Origin of the sequence: Kitasatospora sp. NPDC048296 (genome assembly GCF_043201815.1) — a bacterium.
GTDB lineage: Bacteria > Actinomycetota > Actinomycetes > Streptomycetales > Streptomycetaceae > Kitasatospora.
In genome coordinates this window covers 43,899-59,068 of record NZ_JBICZB010000025.1, presented here as the reverse complement: position 1 = coordinate 59,068, position 15,170 = coordinate 43,899, and the positions used below count along the sequence as shown (strand labels likewise).

General features: G+C 72.7%; 17 protein-coding genes. 7 read left to right on the top strand and 10 right to left on the bottom strand.

Translation table 11 applies throughout. From position 1 onward, the window contains the following. Positions 1-49: 49 nt before the first annotated feature. Positions 50-640, top strand: coding sequence for an isochorismatase family protein (locus tag ACGF12_RS17265; RefSeq protein WP_393030049.1), 591 nt, complete (start codon positions 50-52; stop codon positions 638-640). Positions 641-662: 22 nt separating this feature from the next. Here the strand turns inward: ACGF12_RS17265 and ACGF12_RS17260 are convergent, their stop codons facing one another. Then, positions 663-1,694, bottom strand: a complete 1,032-nt coding sequence (locus ACGF12_RS17260) for a hypothetical protein (protein WP_393030046.1) — start codon at positions 1,692-1,694, stop codon at positions 663-665. A gap of 294 nt (positions 1,695-1,988) precedes the next feature. Between ACGF12_RS17260 and ACGF12_RS17255 the strand changes: the two genes are divergently transcribed. Next, a complete protein-coding gene (locus ACGF12_RS17255; RefSeq protein WP_393030044.1) occupies positions 1,989-2,525 on the top strand; it encodes a hypothetical protein in 537 nt (178 codons plus the stop codon). Between the two features lie 496 nt (positions 2,526-3,021). Further along, positions 3,022-3,462, top strand: coding sequence for a hypothetical protein (locus tag ACGF12_RS17250; protein ID WP_393030041.1), 441 nt, complete (start codon positions 3,022-3,024; stop codon positions 3,460-3,462). Positions 3,463-3,483: 21 nt separating this feature from the next. On the opposite strand, the gene ACGF12_RS17245 is transcribed toward ACGF12_RS17250, so the two are convergent. Both ACGF12_RS17245 and ACGF12_RS17240 read right to left on the bottom strand, forming a co-directional pair. Further along, positions 3,484-4,050 carry a DinB family protein gene (locus tag ACGF12_RS17245; protein WP_393030038.1) on the bottom strand — a complete coding sequence of 189 codons (567 nt, stop codon included), beginning with the start codon at positions 4,048-4,050 and terminating at the stop codon, positions 3,484-3,486. 101 nt (positions 4,051-4,151) lie between these two features. After that, positions 4,152-4,535: a winged helix-turn-helix transcriptional regulator gene (locus tag ACGF12_RS17240; protein WP_393030035.1), complete on the bottom strand. Its 384-nt coding sequence runs from the start codon at positions 4,533-4,535 to the stop codon at positions 4,152-4,154. A 113-nt stretch (positions 4,536-4,648) separates the two neighbouring features. Between ACGF12_RS17240 and ACGF12_RS17235 the strand changes: the two genes are divergently transcribed. Further along, the gene (locus tag ACGF12_RS17235; protein WP_393030032.1) at positions 4,649-5,314 is read left to right on the top strand and encodes an NAD(P)-dependent oxidoreductase; all 666 of its coding nucleotides are present in this window, start codon (positions 4,649-4,651) and stop codon (positions 5,312-5,314) included. Between the two features lie 57 nt (positions 5,315-5,371). Then, positions 5,372-5,935: a GNAT family N-acetyltransferase gene (locus ACGF12_RS17230; RefSeq protein WP_393030030.1), complete on the top strand. Its 564-nt coding sequence runs from the start codon at positions 5,372-5,374 to the stop codon at positions 5,933-5,935. Here the strand turns inward: ACGF12_RS17230 and mycP are convergent. From mycP to ACGF12_RS17210, 4 genes are all read right to left on the bottom strand, one after another. Next, positions 5,929-7,197 (bottom strand): type VII secretion-associated serine protease mycosin, encoded by a 1,269-nt coding sequence (mycP, locus tag ACGF12_RS17225; RefSeq protein ID WP_393030028.1) that lies wholly within the window; start codon positions 7,195-7,197, stop codon positions 5,929-5,931. The genes ACGF12_RS17230 and mycP overlap by 7 nt on opposite strands. Before the next feature lie 86 nt (positions 7,198-7,283). Next, positions 7,284-8,723 carry a hypothetical protein gene (locus ACGF12_RS17220; RefSeq protein WP_393030025.1) on the bottom strand — a complete coding sequence of 480 codons (1,440 nt, stop codon included), beginning with the start codon at positions 8,721-8,723 and terminating at the stop codon, positions 7,284-7,286. A gap of 35 nt (positions 8,724-8,758) precedes the next feature. Beyond that, the gene (locus ACGF12_RS17215) at positions 8,759-9,199 is read right to left on the bottom strand and encodes a hypothetical protein (RefSeq protein WP_393030022.1); all 441 of its coding nucleotides are present in this window, start codon (positions 9,197-9,199) and stop codon (positions 8,759-8,761) included. Positions 9,200-9,298: 99 nt separating this feature from the next. Then, complete coding sequence (locus tag ACGF12_RS17210; RefSeq protein WP_393030020.1) at positions 9,299-10,000, bottom strand: endonuclease V; 702 nt, start codon at positions 9,998-10,000, stop codon at positions 9,299-9,301. A gap of 199 nt (positions 10,001-10,199) precedes the next feature. On the opposite strand from ACGF12_RS17210, the gene ACGF12_RS17205 reads away from it, so the two are divergent. Next, a complete protein-coding gene (locus ACGF12_RS17205) occupies positions 10,200-10,445 on the top strand; it encodes a hypothetical protein (RefSeq protein ID WP_393030017.1) in 246 nt (81 codons plus the stop codon). Between the two features lie 30 nt (positions 10,446-10,475). On the opposite strand, the gene ACGF12_RS17200 is transcribed toward ACGF12_RS17205, so the two are convergent. Further along, a complete protein-coding gene (locus ACGF12_RS17200) occupies positions 10,476-11,201 on the bottom strand; it encodes an RDD family protein (RefSeq protein WP_393030014.1) in 726 nt (241 codons plus the stop codon). Between the two features lie 88 nt (positions 11,202-11,289). Further along, a complete protein-coding gene (locus ACGF12_RS17195) occupies positions 11,290-12,732 on the bottom strand; it encodes an RDD family protein (RefSeq protein ID WP_393030011.1) in 1,443 nt (480 codons plus the stop codon). Between the two features lie 431 nt (positions 12,733-13,163). Between ACGF12_RS17195 and ACGF12_RS17190 the strand changes: the two genes are divergently transcribed. Continuing rightward, positions 13,164-13,580 carry an SsgA family sporulation/cell division regulator gene (locus ACGF12_RS17190; RefSeq protein ID WP_355671848.1) on the top strand — a complete coding sequence of 139 codons (417 nt, stop codon included), beginning with the start codon at positions 13,164-13,166 and terminating at the stop codon, positions 13,578-13,580. 95 nt (positions 13,581-13,675) lie between these two features. Here the strand turns inward: ACGF12_RS17190 and ACGF12_RS17185 are convergent, their stop codons facing one another. Then, positions 13,676-15,079 carry a glycosyltransferase 87 family protein gene (locus tag ACGF12_RS17185; protein ID WP_393030008.1) on the bottom strand — a complete coding sequence of 468 codons (1,404 nt, stop codon included), beginning with the start codon at positions 15,077-15,079 and terminating at the stop codon, positions 13,676-13,678. Between the last annotated feature and the right edge of the window lie 91 nt (positions 15,080-15,170).

Here is a 15,170-nt window from a genome sequence, read left to right as displayed (position 1 = left end):
GGCCCCCCACCACCGGGGCACACCGCCCCCACATCCGAGGATGCGAGCCATGCACCGGGCACTGATCGTCGTCGACGTGCAGAACGACTTCTGCGAGGGCGGCAGTCTGGCCGTCGCCGGCGGCGCCGAGGTGGCCGCCGCCATCACCGATCTGATCGCCGAGTCCTCCCCCGGCTACCAGCACATCCTCGCCACCCGGGACCACCACATCGACCCGGGCGAGCACTTCTCGGCCGAGCCGGACTACGTCTCCAGCTGGCCCGTGCACTGCGTGGCCGGCACCGAAGGCGTCGGCTTCCACCCCAACTTCGCGCCCGCCGTGATCTCCGGCGCGGTCGAGGCGGTGTTCGACAAGGGCGCCTACTCGGCGGCCTACAGCGGCTTCGAGGGACTGGACGAGAACGCCCGCGGCCCGGTGGAGTGGCTGCGCGAACGGCAGGTCGACGAGGTCGACGTGGTCGGCATCGCCACCGACCACTGCGTCCGGGCCACCGCCCTGGACGCCGTGCGGGCCGGCTTCACCACCCGGGTGCTGCTCGACCTCACCGCCGGGGTGGCGCCGGGAACCACCGCCGCCGCGCTGGACGAACTGCGGGCGGCCGGGGTCGAGCTGATCGGCACGCCGGTGGTCCGGTCGTAGCTCCGGTGAGCACGGGCGGCGTTCAGACCACCAGCAGTTCCACCACGTCCGTCCCGCCGACCCGGTAGGCCTCGCGCAGTTCGCCGCCGACCGCCTCCGGGTCGGCGGCCAGCCGGGCGCCGGAGACGTACACCACCCGGATGCCCAGGTACTCCATCCGGTGCTGGCCGCCGCGCACCCAGGCGGCCTCGCCCTCGCTGACGCAGCGCAGGTCCGAGTCCACCTCCACCGCGACGCCGCGCTCCGGCCAGTAGAGGTCCGGGACGGCGATGTAGGTGCCGCCGCGCATCCGCAGCTCGGGGGAGCTCAGCGGGGCGGGCAGCAGCCACTCGTCCACCAGTCGGCCGACCTGCTCCAGCACCAAGTCCCGGTCACCGGCGAGGAGTTCGTCCAGCGCCGCCCGCACCCGCGGCTCGCCGGTCAGCCCGGAGTCGACCAGCTCATCGGCCAACTCCCGTACCGTGCAGCGGTTCTCCGGGCGGGCGACGGCCTCGCGCAGCACCTCGCGCACCGGCGCCGGGGTGTCCGGGTCGGCCGTCCACTCGCACAGCGCGTCCGCGACCGCCCGGGCCACCGGCGCGCAGGCCAGGCCGTGCACCGAGCGGGCCACCAACTCCCGTTCGGTGCGCCGGATCCGCACCTCGCCGGCGTCCTTGAGCCGGCGCTGGCGGGGCACCAGGACGTCCACCCCGGTCACCGCGGGCAGCCGGGGCACGGCGGCGAAGCCGTACAACGCCAGCGCGGCGGCCCCGGTGATCACCGCACCCTCGCGGCGGCCCTCCTCCCGGCCGTTCTGCGCCGCGTACAGCAGCGCGGCCCACATCCGCTGCTCCGGGGTGGGCTCGCCGGACTGCAGCAGGTAGACCCGGGGCAGCAGCCGCTGCCAGGGGCCGCCCCGGCGGCAGTGCCCGGTGACGACCCGGGCCGGCACGCCCCGGGCGCGCAGCTGACTCGCGGTGACGACGTTCTGCTGACGCTTCGCCAGTTCCTCCAGGGACGGCGGCGACGAGGGAATCCGGTAGCTCATGCGACCCGCCTCGCTTCGCTCGCCCATGCGCACCCCTTGATGGTTCGCTCACTGCGTTCGCTCATGCCGACACCATCCCCAACCCCCGCCGCTCGCGAGTCGCAGCCTGACGCACTGTTACGCAACCGTCGCCAAACCGGGATCAGCCTGCACTAAAGTCCCCATACCCTCACTCATTTGGAGTAAATGACGTTCATATGGCTATCGGATCCGATCGAAAACGATCGCCGACCTGGTCGCCTGACCCAGAGTGATCAAGGGCATACGGCGAGGGACCCCCGGCGCGTCAATCCCGCCCCGGGGATTGCCTAGGCTTACGTCATGTCACGTGACGAGACCGCCGGCCTCCGCGCGGCCCAGCTCCGCCTCGGCCGCCTGCCCGGATACGTCCGCCGCCCGGACCCGGCCCGCCGCAGCGGCGAGAAGGGCCATACGTACAAGAAGGGCTGGGAGGTCCGCTTCACCGCCCGCAGCGAGGCGGAGATAGCCGAGATCCGCGACCTGGTGGTCGCCGCCGGGTTCGCGCCGGCCAGACCCTTCTTCAAGGGACACCAGCTCATCCAGCCGGTCTACGGCATGGCGGCCGTGCAGGCCTATCTGGCCGCTAGACAGGCAGCCGAGGAACACGCCGAGCGGGTCGCGCTCGGCCGGCGCCGGCGGGCGGCGGGGGCGCGCACGGGGGCGGCACGCGCCGGTACGGCGCACGCGGACGGCGCGCACCGGTGCGAGCGCGAGGAGGCCGCCACGGCGGCCCAGCTGGCCCGGCGGACGGCCTTTGAGGCATTTCCCGCCCAGGTCGAACGCGGCAGGACCGCCGATGACCGGATCGCCCCCTCGGAGGCCCGTACGAGCTCCTGACCGGGTGGCCCCGCGCCGCCCCGCCCCGCGCCCCGGTTGCCGCAGGCCGCCGGGGCGCGCGATCGCCGCAACCCGCCCCCGCCCACCGGTACCCGCCCCGACGCAACACCCACCGTGAGTGCGGTTGCGCGGATGGTTGTGCGGCCGCGACTTCGCGCCGTGGGCGTGGACGCCGGACCCGGCAGGCCCTACGGTGGCACCTCAGCTGCTCTGCAGCACCTCTCCTCATACACCCTCTGACCAGCTGCGACACGCTCGCACCTACGTCCCCCCGCACCATTGCGCAGCACTCCCAGGACCGGCCGCGACCGGCCCTCGCCCGACCTCGACCGGCAGTACCGCCGCCGCGCCGCACCGGCTGTCGCCGGAACCGGCCGAGCGGCGGCGGGTTCCGGGCATTCCATCAGATTGGTCACCCAGCGCACCGAGGGCCTACCGTAGAGTGAGCACAGATGATCGACCGTCAGAAACCCATCTCCCTTTCCGAGAAGACGAGATGACCAACCGTCACGCGAGCGCCGCCGGGCCTCCCCCCGAGCCCGGCGAACCGGAGGACGTACCACTGGAATTCGCGGCCTTCTGCGAACTCCACCGCCCCCGGTACCTCAGCTACGCCCGGGTATGGCTGGCCGAGCACGGCGACGCGACCACCGCCGTGCAGCAGGCCTTCGCGGAAATCGCCGTCCAGTGGCGGGAGTTACTGACCAGCCACAACCCGACCGCGCTGGCCTGGCAGATCCTGCGCGGCACCGTCGCGGAGCACACCCGGCAGGTGCCCGTCGCCCCGGACCGCCACCCCGCCGACGACGACCTGGCGATCCTCCACTACGTCGTCGGCCTCGCCGCACCCGAGATCGCCGACGTCATCGGCACCGACACCGCCAGCGTGGCCGGGCGGCTGCGGCGCACCATGCTGCACGAGGCCTCCGGTTGGTGACCCCGCCCGCCCCCGGGGGCCTCAGACCCGCTCGCCCGTCACGTCGTACAGGTGGTGCACCGGGTCGTGGATCAGGTAGCGGGCGAAGGACTCGACCGTGAACCGCGCCCCGTCGCTGCGGTCCCCGGTCCGCCGCCACTGCTCCCCCGCCACCGCGTCGAACGCCGCCGACAGAGCCTCGGCGGCCTCCGCCAGTTCCCCTGCCACCACCTGCGGTTGCTGCTCCCAGTAGCGCTCGGCCGCCGCCGTCTCGTCCTGGTTCCAGTTGGGGAACAGCGGGCCGTCCTGGTCCAGCATCAGGTTCAGCCGGACGAGGAACAGCCGGAAGACGTCCCGGACGTGGCAGGCGTACTCCAGGTCCGACCAGATCTCCGGGGACGGACGGCGCCGCAGCCCCTCCCCGTCGCCGGCCAGCACCGTCAGCCAGCCGTGCGCGTTCGCCCGGACCATCGCGGCGACGTCCGTGGCGGCCACTGCCGTGGTGTCCAACCCGCAGTCGGGGCACGGGCGTTCCAGCACCCAGGTCCAGTCCTTGGTGTCGGGGACGATCGCGTCGGCGGGGCTCAGGGCGTTCTCGGAAGTGCTCATGCCGCCCAGCATGGCGCCCGCCCGGACCACCCCACCAGCGGCCTGGGCGCCAGCGACCGCCGAATTACTGCCAGGGCGCCCCGCGCCACCGGGCCCGCAGGTCAGTGCCCTTGGCGCTCGTACTCCAGCCGGGCCGCCAGCAGGGCGCCCAGGTTCTCACGGCTCCACTCGCACACCGCGTCCATCGGCCCGAGCAGCGTGCGGCCCAGCGACGTCAGCGCGTACTCCACCCGCGGCGGGTTCTCGGCGTACTCGGTCCGGGCCACCACGCCGTCCTGCTCCATCGAACGCAGCGACTCCGCCAGCACCTTGGCGGTGATGCCGCTCAACGGGACCCGCAGCTCGGAGAAGCGGCGCGGGCCGTCCTCCAGACAACGGATGATCTTCCAGGCCCACTTGCGGCTGCCCAGCACCGGCACCGACTGCACCGGGCAGTCGGCCGGGAAGAAGTCCGCCGGCAACGGCGCGACACCGGTCTGCGTCATACCCCCGACGGTACCCGCTGGGGGCCGGTACCGTTGAAGTAACCGGCACCCTCCGGTCTACCGTCCCGGCAACGGCGGGCGAACCAGCCCGCCCCACCGGACAGGAGACCGCCATGACCAGCACCACCACCGGCCGGCAGCACCGCGCGGACGTCATCGTCTACGGCGCGGGCGGGCAGGTCGGCCGAGCCGTCGTCACCGAGGCCCGCCGGCGCGGCCTCACCGTCACCGCCGCCGTCCGCGACCCCGAACGCCACGCCGACCTCGCCGGGGAGGGCGTCACCCTGCTGCGCTGCGACGTCACCGACCCGGCCGCCGTCGCCGCCACCGCCCCCGGACACCCGGCCGCCGTCAGCTCCGTCTACACCCCCGACACCCCCTCCGCCGAGTTCTACCGCGCCGCCACCACCGCACTCGTCACCGGTCTCGACCGGGCCGACGTCCGACGACTCATCAGCGTCGGCATCGCCACCACCCTGGAGACCGCCCCCGGCGTCGCCGTCCACGACGACCCCGAATTCCCCGAGGCGTACCGCACCTTCTCCCTCGGCCACTCCGCCGCCCTCGACCTGCTGCACGACTCCCCCGCCACCCTCGACTGGGTCGTCGTCACCCCGCCGATGGACCTCGACCGCACCGCCCCCGGCACCGGCCGCTACCGCGTCGGCGGTCCCCAGGTCCTCGGCCCCCGCATCGCCCAGGCCGACCTCGCCGTCGCCGTCGTCGACGAACTCACCACCCCGGCCCACCACCGGCAGCAGATCGCCGTCGCCGAATAGCTCCCCCGCACGAACAATTCCCTGCACGAACGGGTATCGGCGGGCATCCTGGGCACCATGCCCGCCGACCTCTCCGCCCTCGCGGTGAAACCCACCCTGCACGGCCCCACCATCCGGCTCGTCCCCCTGGACGCCCGGCACACCGAGCCGATGTGGAAGCTCTGCACCGACCGGGAGACCAACCGACTCACCGGCACCCGAACGGTCTTCACCCGCGACCGGATCGAGAACTGGTGCGCCACCCGCCCCGACCAGCCCGACCGGATCGACCTCGCCGTCGAAGACCCCGCCACCGGCCGCTTCCTCGGCGAGACCGCCCTCAACGACGTCGACCCCGACAACTCCTCCGCCGGCTTCCGGATCGCCCTCACCCCCGACAGCACCGGCCGCGGCATCGGCACCGAAACCACCCTCCTGGTCCTGCGCCACGCCTTCGAGACCGTCCGCCTCCACCGCGTTCACCTCGACGTATACGAGTACAACGAACGCGCCGTCCACGCCTACCGGAAGGCCGGCTTCACCCTCGAAGGCCGCGCCCGCCAGGCCCACCACTGGGACGACCGCTACTGGGACGTCCTCCACATGGCCGCCCTACGCGACGACTGGCTCGCCGCTCACTGACCGGGGCCACCGTACGGGGGCCACTGCGGCGGCTGCTGCTGCGGCCAGGAGGTAGCGGCAGCCGCCCGCTTCCGCCGCCGCGCCATCAGCACCGCGGCCACCGACGCCCCGAGCACCACGGCACCGGCGGCCGCGGCGCCGATCACCAGGCCGGTGTTGTCGCTGCTGCCGCCGCTGTCCCCTTCGGGGACGACGGGCTGCACGGAGGGCTGGTCCGTCGCGTCGCTGTCGTCGTCGACCGGCGGGGACCCCTTCGACTCGGGCCGCTTCACGAGCGGGTTCTCCTTCGGCCCGTTGTCCACGGCCGGGTTCGCCTCCAGCGCCTTCGCGGGGGCGACGGTCCCGTAGCCGTAGTGGTTGTTGGGGACCACCGTCCCGTTGGCGGGCGGGGTGGCCGTCTTGATCATCCGGTTGACCACCTGACCGGCGGACAGGTCGGGGTACTTGGAACGGATGAGCGCGGCGGTGGCGGAGACGTAGGCGGTGGCGTCGGAAGTACCATCCCCAACCGCGTAGCTCGTCGGGGACTTCGCCGATGCGTGATAGATCCCCACGCCGGGCGCGATGAGCGTGGTCTCGGAACCCGATGTGGAGTCCTCCCAGACGACTCCCTTGGAGTCCGCCGCTCCTACGGCCACCACCCCCGGGAAAGCGGCCGGATATCCGACGCCGTCGCTCTTACCGTCGTTGCCCGTGGCCGCGACCAGCACAACGTCCTTCGACACCGCGTACGCCACAGCCTTGCGCGACTGCGAATCGAACTGCGAGCCCCCGAGGGACATGTTGATGACCTTCGCACCGTTGTCCGCTGCATAGCGGATGGCCGCCGCCAGGTCGTTCTGCTCAGGGATAGGACCGCCATCGCTCGTCCTCACCTTCACCGGAAGGATCTTCACCTTCGGGGCCAGGCCCATGACTCCGGCCTGCGTACCGTGCCCGTGCCCTGCAATCAGGCTCGCCATGGCCGTGCCATGGCCGTCGGTGTCGATGCGACCATCCGATTTGGTACCGGAGAAGTCAGCCCCAGGAAGGACCTGCCCGGTCAAGTCCTGATGCTCCGAGTTCACCCCGCTGTCGATCACCGCAACAGTGACACCCTCACCTTGGCTGATCGGCCAGATCTTCGTATCGGCCTCGAAGGTCTTCAGGGCCCATTGCTTGTCCCTGATCTGATCGGCGGATGCCGCCGGTGCGGCGACGGCCCAGACCAATGCCCCAGCGGCAAGGACCGCCGTACCACGCGCCAACAGGCGGCTCGTCAAACCCGGTCACCCCACTCAACGAGGCATCCCGCAGATCACCGACCTGCGGGATGCGATCAGATCACCCGTCCGTCTACGGACCGGCCTCATTCCACCACGTTCGGGTTGGTCGGCTTGTCCGACGCCCAGGTCTCCTCGTCCTCGACGAGGTAGTCCGGTCGCCTACCGTCCTTCCCACGGTCCTTCTTGCGGCGCTGTGCCTCACTCATCGGGACGCCGTGCGCCATAGCGCCCGTGCCACGGGCCTCGGCTTCAGCAGCCATCCGGTTCCGAGCCCCCAGTCCCGATCCGCCCTCCGTGAAGGCCTGCTTGCCACGTGCTCCGGCGCCGGGCGACGGCGTCTCACGGACAGCGCCCCCGGGCCGGGCCACAGAACCGCCCACCTGTTTGGTGCCCGATGCCCCACGGCCCCCGGCTCCGATGCCTGGATAGACCTCACCGCCACCCCCGGTACCGACGGCCCGGCCACTACGGGGACCCGTGCCCTCCACCGGTGTCGCGCTGCCGGGGAGTTCTTTGCCGCCGAATCCGGTCTTGCCCTGCCCGAGACCTGGCCCGACCGGGGTGCTCTGCATGGTCGGCCCCGAGGGATTGACCGTCGCCTGCCCATCCCCACCGGCGATCGGTCCGCTCGTGGGACCTGTGGGCGAGGTCGTGGTGAGGCCGGACGTCTGGGTCCCGGAAGTGACGGGGCTCGGCACGCTTCCGCTCGGACGGGACACCGGAGTGCCCGAGACACCCGAATCAGAAACACGGCTCGCTGTGGTCGACGGCTTCGGCGGGGCCTGCGCCGTACCTCCCTTGATCCCGGCGTCGGTCGGGGCGGCCACACTCCTGGAGGTGGAACCAGTCACCGTCGACGTCTGCGCGGACCTGGGCCGCTGCGGCGCAGTGACAGCCGCCGACCGCGCCGACGTTCCACCGACACCGAACGATGTCCCCGAGAACACTGCGGCCGTCACGGCTGCCGCCGCGTTGCTCGGGTCATCCTGCGATCCCGAATCACCGGGTTTCTTCTCAAAGCCCTTCTGCGAAGGCAACGGCGGAGCCTTCAATGCCGGCGTAGCGATCCGGTAGTGCATCGCCAGCGTCTGCATGATCGCCGCCGCTTCGGCCTTCTTCCGGTCGGCGACCTGGATGTGGTCGTCCTCGGTGCTGAAGACGTCTCCGACGGTGTCCTTGAACTTGTCCCAGTTGCCGGGTTCCTCCGGCATGTCGCGCTTGGCCTTGGCCATCGCCTCGGACATGTTGTGGAGGGTGTTGGCCGCGTCGTTGGCGTAGGCGGCGGCCTCGTTGATGTTGGCGGCGAGGGTGAGCATGGAGGAGTGGAAGGAGTCGCTGGTCGTTCCTTCCCAGGAGGTGGCCGCCTCGGTGCTGACCTTGGTGAGGGTCTTGCGGATCTCCTTGAGGGTGGTCGCCGCCTTGCGCCAGGGGTCGCCGGCGGCCATCACGGCACCGGGGTCCAGGGCCTGCGCCATCTTGCGGAGCTGGGCGTGGCTGTACTTGGTGAAGTCCGTGTAGACCACGGGTGGTTCCCCTCCGTTCGGGTCGCGGGCGGTGGCTAGCGGGTGGCGTTGCCGCGGACGGACGGGACTTGGTTCGCCTCGTAGGCGGCTTTGCTGGTGGCGGAGGGGTCGGCGACCGACCAGCCGTCGTCGGCGAGGTTGAGCTTCTTGGCCACGTGCTGGTCGTGTTCCTCGTAGTTGGTCGCGGTGAGTTCGGCGCTCTTCTGGGCCTCGTCGATGGCTTTCTGAAGCTGGTTGAGCACGTCGCGCAGCGCGTCCCGCATGGTGCCGTAGCGGTCGTGGATCTCGGTGGCCTCGGCGAAGGTACCGAAGGCGTCCTTGCCGATTCCGCTGAGCCCGTGGGTGTTGGTGCCGTTGGCGTCCTTCTCGAACGCCTTGAGCAGCAGCCGCACTTGGCCCGCGAAGGTGCGGAGCTGCTCGATCTCGACGCGGTAGCCCTGTCCGTTCCCGCCGGTCGAGCCGGTCCCTGATCCCACTTCGGCGCCTCCCCCGTTGCGTCCGTCCCCTGCGGTCGGGGCCCGGGCCCCGGCGTGTCATGTCTAACACACCGGGTCCGAATTCCGCCCGGGGTGGGGTCAGTTCGAGGGCGTCCGGGCGCGCTGGGCCTCGGCCAGGGCGCGGCGGCAGAGGGAGTCGGCGTGCCGGGTGGTCTCGGGCAGCCGGTAGCGGCGGGCGAGGTCGAGGGTGGTGGTGACGGCGGTGTCGAGGCCGATGCGGTGGCCGACCGAGACGTAGACGGGTTTCACGCCGGGGCGGGTGCGGACGGCGCGGCCGACCTCCTCGCCGGTGGCGGGGTCGGTGAGCGGGGTCCAGGAGCCGCGTTCGGCGTCGGGTTCGCGGTGGTCGAAGGTGAAGGGGGTCTTGGCGACGCCGAGGGTGCGCAGCCCGGTGAGGACGCCGAGGTGGCTGGCGAGGCCGAGGCGTCGGGGGTGGGCGAGGCCGTAGCCGTCGCAGACGACGGTGTCGGGGGTGCGGGTGAGGGCGGCCAAGGCGTCGAGGACGGCGGGGAGTTCGCGGAAGGCGAGCAGTCCGGGGACGTAGGGGAAGGCGATCCGGCCGACGGCGGTGGCCTCTTCGACGACGTCCAGGGTGTCCCGGTCGAGCAGGACGGCCGCGGCGACGACGAGGTCGCGGTCGTCGTCGTACGCGACGTCGACCCCGGCGATGAGCCGGTCCTCGGATCCGTCGTCGTCGACGGCCCGGACGAGCGGCCGGAGCCGTTCCTGTTCGGCGAGCGCCTGGGCCTCGGTGGTCGGCCAGTCGGCGGGGATGGGCACGGTCGGTTCCCCCGGTCTGCGTGGTGTGGACGTGTTCCACCGTACCGAGGGGCTCGGACGACCCCGGGGTGAGCCCGTGCGCCCCCTGTGCCCCCGACCCTGCGGGTTAGCCTGGACTTACCGAACTCCCCTGCCGGGTAAGACCCTTGGACCGGCACCATTCCCGCCCGTTTCCCCCGACGTGCGAAGGACCCCCGCCATGCCGCGTCCGTCCGCTGCCCAGTTCTGCCTCGGCTCGTTCACCGTCGTCGCCACCACGGTGGCACTGCTGGCCGTCTCGGGCGCCTCGGGCGTCCTGGAGGTCGCGGTGCTGGTGGCCTTCGCGCTGGCGCTCGGCACCGTGGTGACGGTGCTCTCGCTGTCCGTCTCCGCCCGGGCCGCCCGCACCGAGGAGGCCGGGGCCTCCCCCGTCGCGGCCGGACGCGAGTACGCCCGGCAGCGCTGATCCGCCGCCGGGCGCCGTCCGCCGCCGCGCTCAGACCTGGGTGGTGACCACCACGGTCTTCGCGGCCTTGTCGTGGATGCACTGCCGGAAGGGCTGGTCGAAGACGCCGAACATCCCGTCGATGAGCCACCACAGGGCGGCGCAGCAGACCACGGCCGGGAGGATGTAGACGGCGGCCCGGGTCCAGGCGGCGGCCTGGGTGGGCGGGTTCCCGTCGATCAGCATGGCGACGCGGACCTTCATCGCCTTCTTGCCGAGGGTCTGGCCGTCCCGGCTGAGCATCAGGCCCTCGTAGATGAGGTAGGCGGCGCAGCCGAGCCAGAACGCGCTGGTGGAGCCTCCGCGCGTGCTGAGGTCGACGAAGGGCCCCACGATGACCACGCCGACGGCCTGCATGATGACGTAGTCGATGAGCCGGGCGACGATCCGCTTGGGCCAGGTGCCGATCGGCGGCATCCCGGGGACGGGTCCGGGGGTGCCGTACATGCCGGGGCCGGTGCCGTAGCCGGGCGGGGGCTGGTCGTACGGGGGCCGACCGTACGGGGGCTGACCGTGGTCGGACCCGCCGTAGGTGCCCTGGTAGGCGCCGGGGCCCTCGGTCGGGGTGCCGCGCGGGGCGTCGGACGGGGCCTCGGACGGGGTCGGGCGCGGCGGTTCGCCTTCCGGCGTGCCGCCGCCGGGGTACGGGGGCTGCTTGTCGAAGGAGGGCTTACCGCCCCCCTCCGGCTGGGGGCCTGAGGGGTCGTGGGTGCTCATTCCCCGAGTAGAACATCGCACATTCTCGACATTTGGGACATTTTGTCCGTTTTGCTGCTCGGGGGCCGGAAGGCCGACGCGATGACCCTCAGCAATGGCCCCCGCGGCCTGAGCTGCGAACCACCCGGGTACGGGCCGCCCGATCCTGCCAGCCACGCCGCGCCGGACGGTCGAACACCGGCCACACCAGGCCGAGCAGCAGCACCAGCCCGAGCTGTCTGACGACCCATCGCAGCAGCGAGCGGCCGAGGCTCAGCCGGGTGCGGCCGGGCTCGGTGGCGTCCACCACCCGGATCCGGGCCAGCCGCTTGCCGAAGGTCTGGCCGGTCCGGGCGGTCGGCAGCACCTCGTAGAGCAGGCTGACGAACACCAGGATGCCGAGCAGCACGGCCAGCTTGCCCACCACCACGTCGTCCACCAGCCAGACCTGGACCTGGCGGCGGGTGAGGAAGCTGGCCATCTTGGCCTGGTCGAGCTTCTGCTGCAGGTGATCGGCCACCGAGCGCCCGAGCGGGATCCCGGCGGCGACGGCGACCACCAGCAGCACCCCGGTGTCCACCGCCCTCGCCGCCAGCCGCCGCCCCAGCCCGGCGGGTACGGCGGGGGCGGGCCGACGACGCACGGCGGCCTCCCGGGCCGGCCGCACGGCGGGCAGCGCAGCGGCGGAAGCGGGCGCCGAGGCGGGCCCGGACCGCACGGGAGCGGTCGCGGTCGCGGCCTTCGGCCCAGCCCCCGGCGCCTCAGCCGCCGACGCCCCACCCGCCGCCTCAACCGCCGACTCGACCCCCACCCCCGTCTCCGCCACCGTCTCCGCCTCGACCACCGGCACCGCCCCGGCGGCCGCGACCGGCGTCGGCGCCTCGCGCACCACCGTCGCCATGGCGGCTGCGACCGCGGCGGCCACCTCCACGGCAACCGGAGCGAGCTCAGCCTCCGCGTGCCCCTCCTCCGCCTCGGGCGCCCCCGGAAGCACCCCCCAGGAGACCCAGCGCGGCGCTCCACCCGTCTCCATCAGACCCCGCTGCGCCTGCGGATCGGCCTGCCAGCCGGATGCCCCGGGCGCCTCCTGCGCGGCGGGCTCGACGGTCCGGAACACCGGCCCGCCGATCACCTCCGCCACCCGCGGTCCGACCACGAAGGACGCCCCGCCGGTGGTCTGGTCGAGGTAGACCGGCCCGGTGTCACCGGAGGTCGCGTACGAACGCGAGGACGCGGGCGAAGGCGCGGGCGAGGGCGAGGACGAAGGCGCGGGCAGGTCCGAGGGCAGCGGCGAGGGCGAGTGCGACCGCACCTGCGGCACCGCCGGGGGCGGCACCGCCCGCGCCGCGGCCACGTCGGGGGCGGGCCGCCGGGCGGCGAACCGGGGCGGCTCCAGCACCTCGCCCTCGGCCGGCGAGGGGCGGGTGGTGCCCGGCACCCAGGCCGAGCCGCCCCAGTACCGGACGAAGCCGGGGATGGAGGGGTCGGGGTAGTAGCCCGGCCCGGGTGCGACGGCCGGGTCGCCGTCGGCGGCGAAGGGACGGTCCGCCATGGGGGTCTTCTCTCCTGCCAGGTCCCGACGAGGGCCGATGGGGGTCGGCACGGTCGGAACGGGTCGGAACAGGTCTCAACACGGGTCTCAGCGCATGCCACTGCGGCGCGCCCGCGCACGCCCTGGGGCGCTCGGCGCGCACGTGGAGGCGCCCACCGATGGGCGGACAGTCGCCGAGTCGTCACAAAGGGTAGTGCCTCGCCGGAGTGCCGACGGGAAGTTGGCGAATCCCCGGACAGCGGAGGGCCGCCCGAGGTAAAGAAACCGGCGCGCGACAGGTGCCCCGCGCCGCGACCCAGGTCGTTCACCACCCCTGACGAAATTTCCCGGAGAAAACCCGGAAACGTGTGTAAGAGCCGGTGTGGACCGCCCTCTCAAAGGTCACAGGGCCCGGAACCGGGCACGAACCGAAGACAGAGAGGCAGACGATCATGGACCGCCCCGTCAGCGTCGTGGAGCACGAGCTGGAGCTCAACCTGGTGCTCTCCCCCGAGCACAGCGTCCCCGTCCCGGCCCGGCTGACCTACGGCAGCCATGACCCGTACGCGGTGTACATCACCTTCCACCTGGACACCGGTTCCCCGGTCACCTGGGTGTTCGCCCGCGAGCTGCTGGTGGAGGGCACCTTCCGCCCGTGCGGCCAGGGCGACGTGCGGATCTGGCCGACCCGCTCGGGCCGGCGCAGCGTGCTCTGCCTGGCGCTCAGCTCGCCGGCCGGGGACGCGCTGCTGGAGGCGCCGCTGCCGGCCGTCGCGGCCTGGCTGGAGCGGGCGCACCGGCTGGTCCCGCCGGGCAGCGAGCTGGCCGCGCTGGACATGGACGGCTCGCTCGCCGAGCTGCTCGCGTAGGCGTGCGCCGCAGCGTGCACCGGCACGTCCACGACGCACACCGGCACGTCCAGGTGCGACGGGAACAGGAGAACGGGAGCGGCGCCCCCGCCGGCTCAGCGGGCCGCGGGGGCCTGCTGACGACCGCGGGTGGCGTCCGGGCCGCCGTCGCCGCTGCGCTGTCCGGGCAGCCGGACGAGCGGCGCGCCGGCGGACCGCCGCCGAGCCCTTATCCGGATCGCGGCAGCGAGCAGGAAGCAGAGTCCGACCCACGGATAGATCGAGGTGGGTACCTGGCGCAGCGGTGACATGTGGAGGACGGCCAGGCCGATCGGCTTGGCGGCCCACATCGCGAAGGACACGAAGGCGAGCGCGGTGGCCCAGAACGCGGCCCGCCAGCGCAGCCTGCGCACCCCGGCCGGGCGGGCGCGCTCCACGGAGGCCTCGGCGGCGAGCAGGACGAGCATCGGCACGCACCAGATCCAGTGGTGGGTCCAGCTGATCGGCGAGATCAGCACGGCCGTGACGGCGGCGCAGCAGACGCCCCAGGCCTCGGACCGGGGCAGCCAGCGGCCACTGCGGGCGGCCCAGGCGGCGACGGCGAGGCCGGCCAACGCGACCACACCTGCGCCGAGGGTGGCCAGGATGCCGGGGTCGGCGGTGTGCAGCAGGCGGGCGAAGGCGCCGCGCAGCGACTGGTTGTCGACGATCTCGGTCTTGCCGACCCGGGAGGAGTCGTAGAGGTACTTGGTCCAGAAACCCCAGGTGGCGTCGGGCAGGAAGAGCGCGCCGATCAGGAAGGTACCGAGGAAGGTGAGGCCCGCCGTGAAGGCGGCCCGGACCCGGCCGGTGATCAGCAGGTAGACGGCGAACAGGCCGGGGGTGAGCTTGATGCCGGCCGCGATTCCGATCGCCACGCCCTTGCTGCGGTGCCCGTCCGAACGGGTGAGGTCCCAGAGGATCAGACAGGCGAGCGCGAGGTTGATCTGGCCGTACCGGAGCGTGGTGAAGACGGGTTCGAGCCAGACGCCGATTCCGGTCACCAGGACCACGCCGACCGGCCGCAGCTCGCGGCGCGGCCAGCCGACCAGTTTGAAGGACAGGTGGGCCAGCAGGGCGAGCAGCCCGAGGTTGCCGAGAGTGATCGCGATCCGGAGGAAGGGGACCGGGAACCAGGTGGTCGGGACGAACAGCATCGCCGCGAACGGCGGGTACGTCGCGGGCAGGTTCCACTCGGTGACGCGCAGCGCGTACAGGTCGGTGCCGTTGGCTACGGCGGCACCCTCGGCCCGGTAGACGATCATGTCCACCATCGAGGTGTGGACGAAGTGGCGGACCACCGTGTACACGACCAGCGACAGCAGGGCCACGGCCGAGGCAGCCAGCAGCGGGCGGCGGGGCGCCTCGCGCAGCGCGCGCACGGGGGCGTCGAGCGCGAGCCGCAGCCGGTTGGACAGGGGGGCGGGCGAGGGGTCGGGTACGGTCCGCACCGGGCTGCGCTCGTCTTGCACCGCTGTCACTGTCCACTCCGTCCACCGCTCGGCCAACCAGCGACGATACCGGATGGCGCCGAACCCGGCCTGGCCACGATCGACTACCCAGCGTCACAAA

What these genes read in the sequence shown, in the direction of transcription:
- ACGF12_RS17265 (WP_393030049.1), top strand. Translation starts at nt 50, where the DNA reads ATGCACCGGGCACTGATCGTCGTCGACGTGCAGAACGACTTCTGCGAG.
- ACGF12_RS17260 (WP_393030046.1), bottom strand. Translation starts at nt 1,694, where the DNA reads ATGGGCGAGCGAAGCGAGGCGGGTCGCATGAGCTACCGGATTCCCTCG.
- ACGF12_RS17255 (WP_393030044.1), top strand. Translation starts at nt 1,989, where the DNA reads ATGTCACGTGACGAGACCGCCGGCCTCCGCGCGGCCCAGCTCCGCCTC.
- ACGF12_RS17250 (WP_393030041.1), top strand. Translation starts at nt 3,022, where the DNA reads ATGACCAACCGTCACGCGAGCGCCGCCGGGCCTCCCCCCGAGCCCGGC.
- ACGF12_RS17245 (WP_393030038.1), bottom strand. Translation starts at nt 4,050, where the DNA reads ATGAGCACTTCCGAGAACGCCCTGAGCCCCGCCGACGCGATCGTCCCC.
- ACGF12_RS17240 (WP_393030035.1), bottom strand. Translation starts at nt 4,535, where the DNA reads ATGACGCAGACCGGTGTCGCGCCGTTGCCGGCGGACTTCTTCCCGGCC.
- ACGF12_RS17235 (WP_393030032.1), top strand. Translation starts at nt 4,649, where the DNA reads ATGACCAGCACCACCACCGGCCGGCAGCACCGCGCGGACGTCATCGTC.
- ACGF12_RS17230 (WP_393030030.1), top strand. Translation starts at nt 5,372, where the DNA reads ATGCCCGCCGACCTCTCCGCCCTCGCGGTGAAACCCACCCTGCACGGC.
- ACGF12_RS17205 (WP_393030017.1), top strand. Translation starts at nt 10,200, where the DNA reads ATGCCGCGTCCGTCCGCTGCCCAGTTCTGCCTCGGCTCGTTCACCGTC.
- ACGF12_RS17200 (WP_393030014.1), bottom strand. Translation starts at nt 11,201, where the DNA reads ATGAGCACCCACGACCCCTCAGGCCCCCAGCCGGAGGGGGGCGGTAAG.
- ACGF12_RS17195 (WP_393030011.1), bottom strand. Translation starts at nt 12,732, where the DNA reads ATGGCGGACCGTCCCTTCGCCGCCGACGGCGACCCGGCCGTCGCACCC.
- ACGF12_RS17190 (WP_355671848.1), top strand. Translation starts at nt 13,164, where the DNA reads ATGGACCGCCCCGTCAGCGTCGTGGAGCACGAGCTGGAGCTCAACCTG.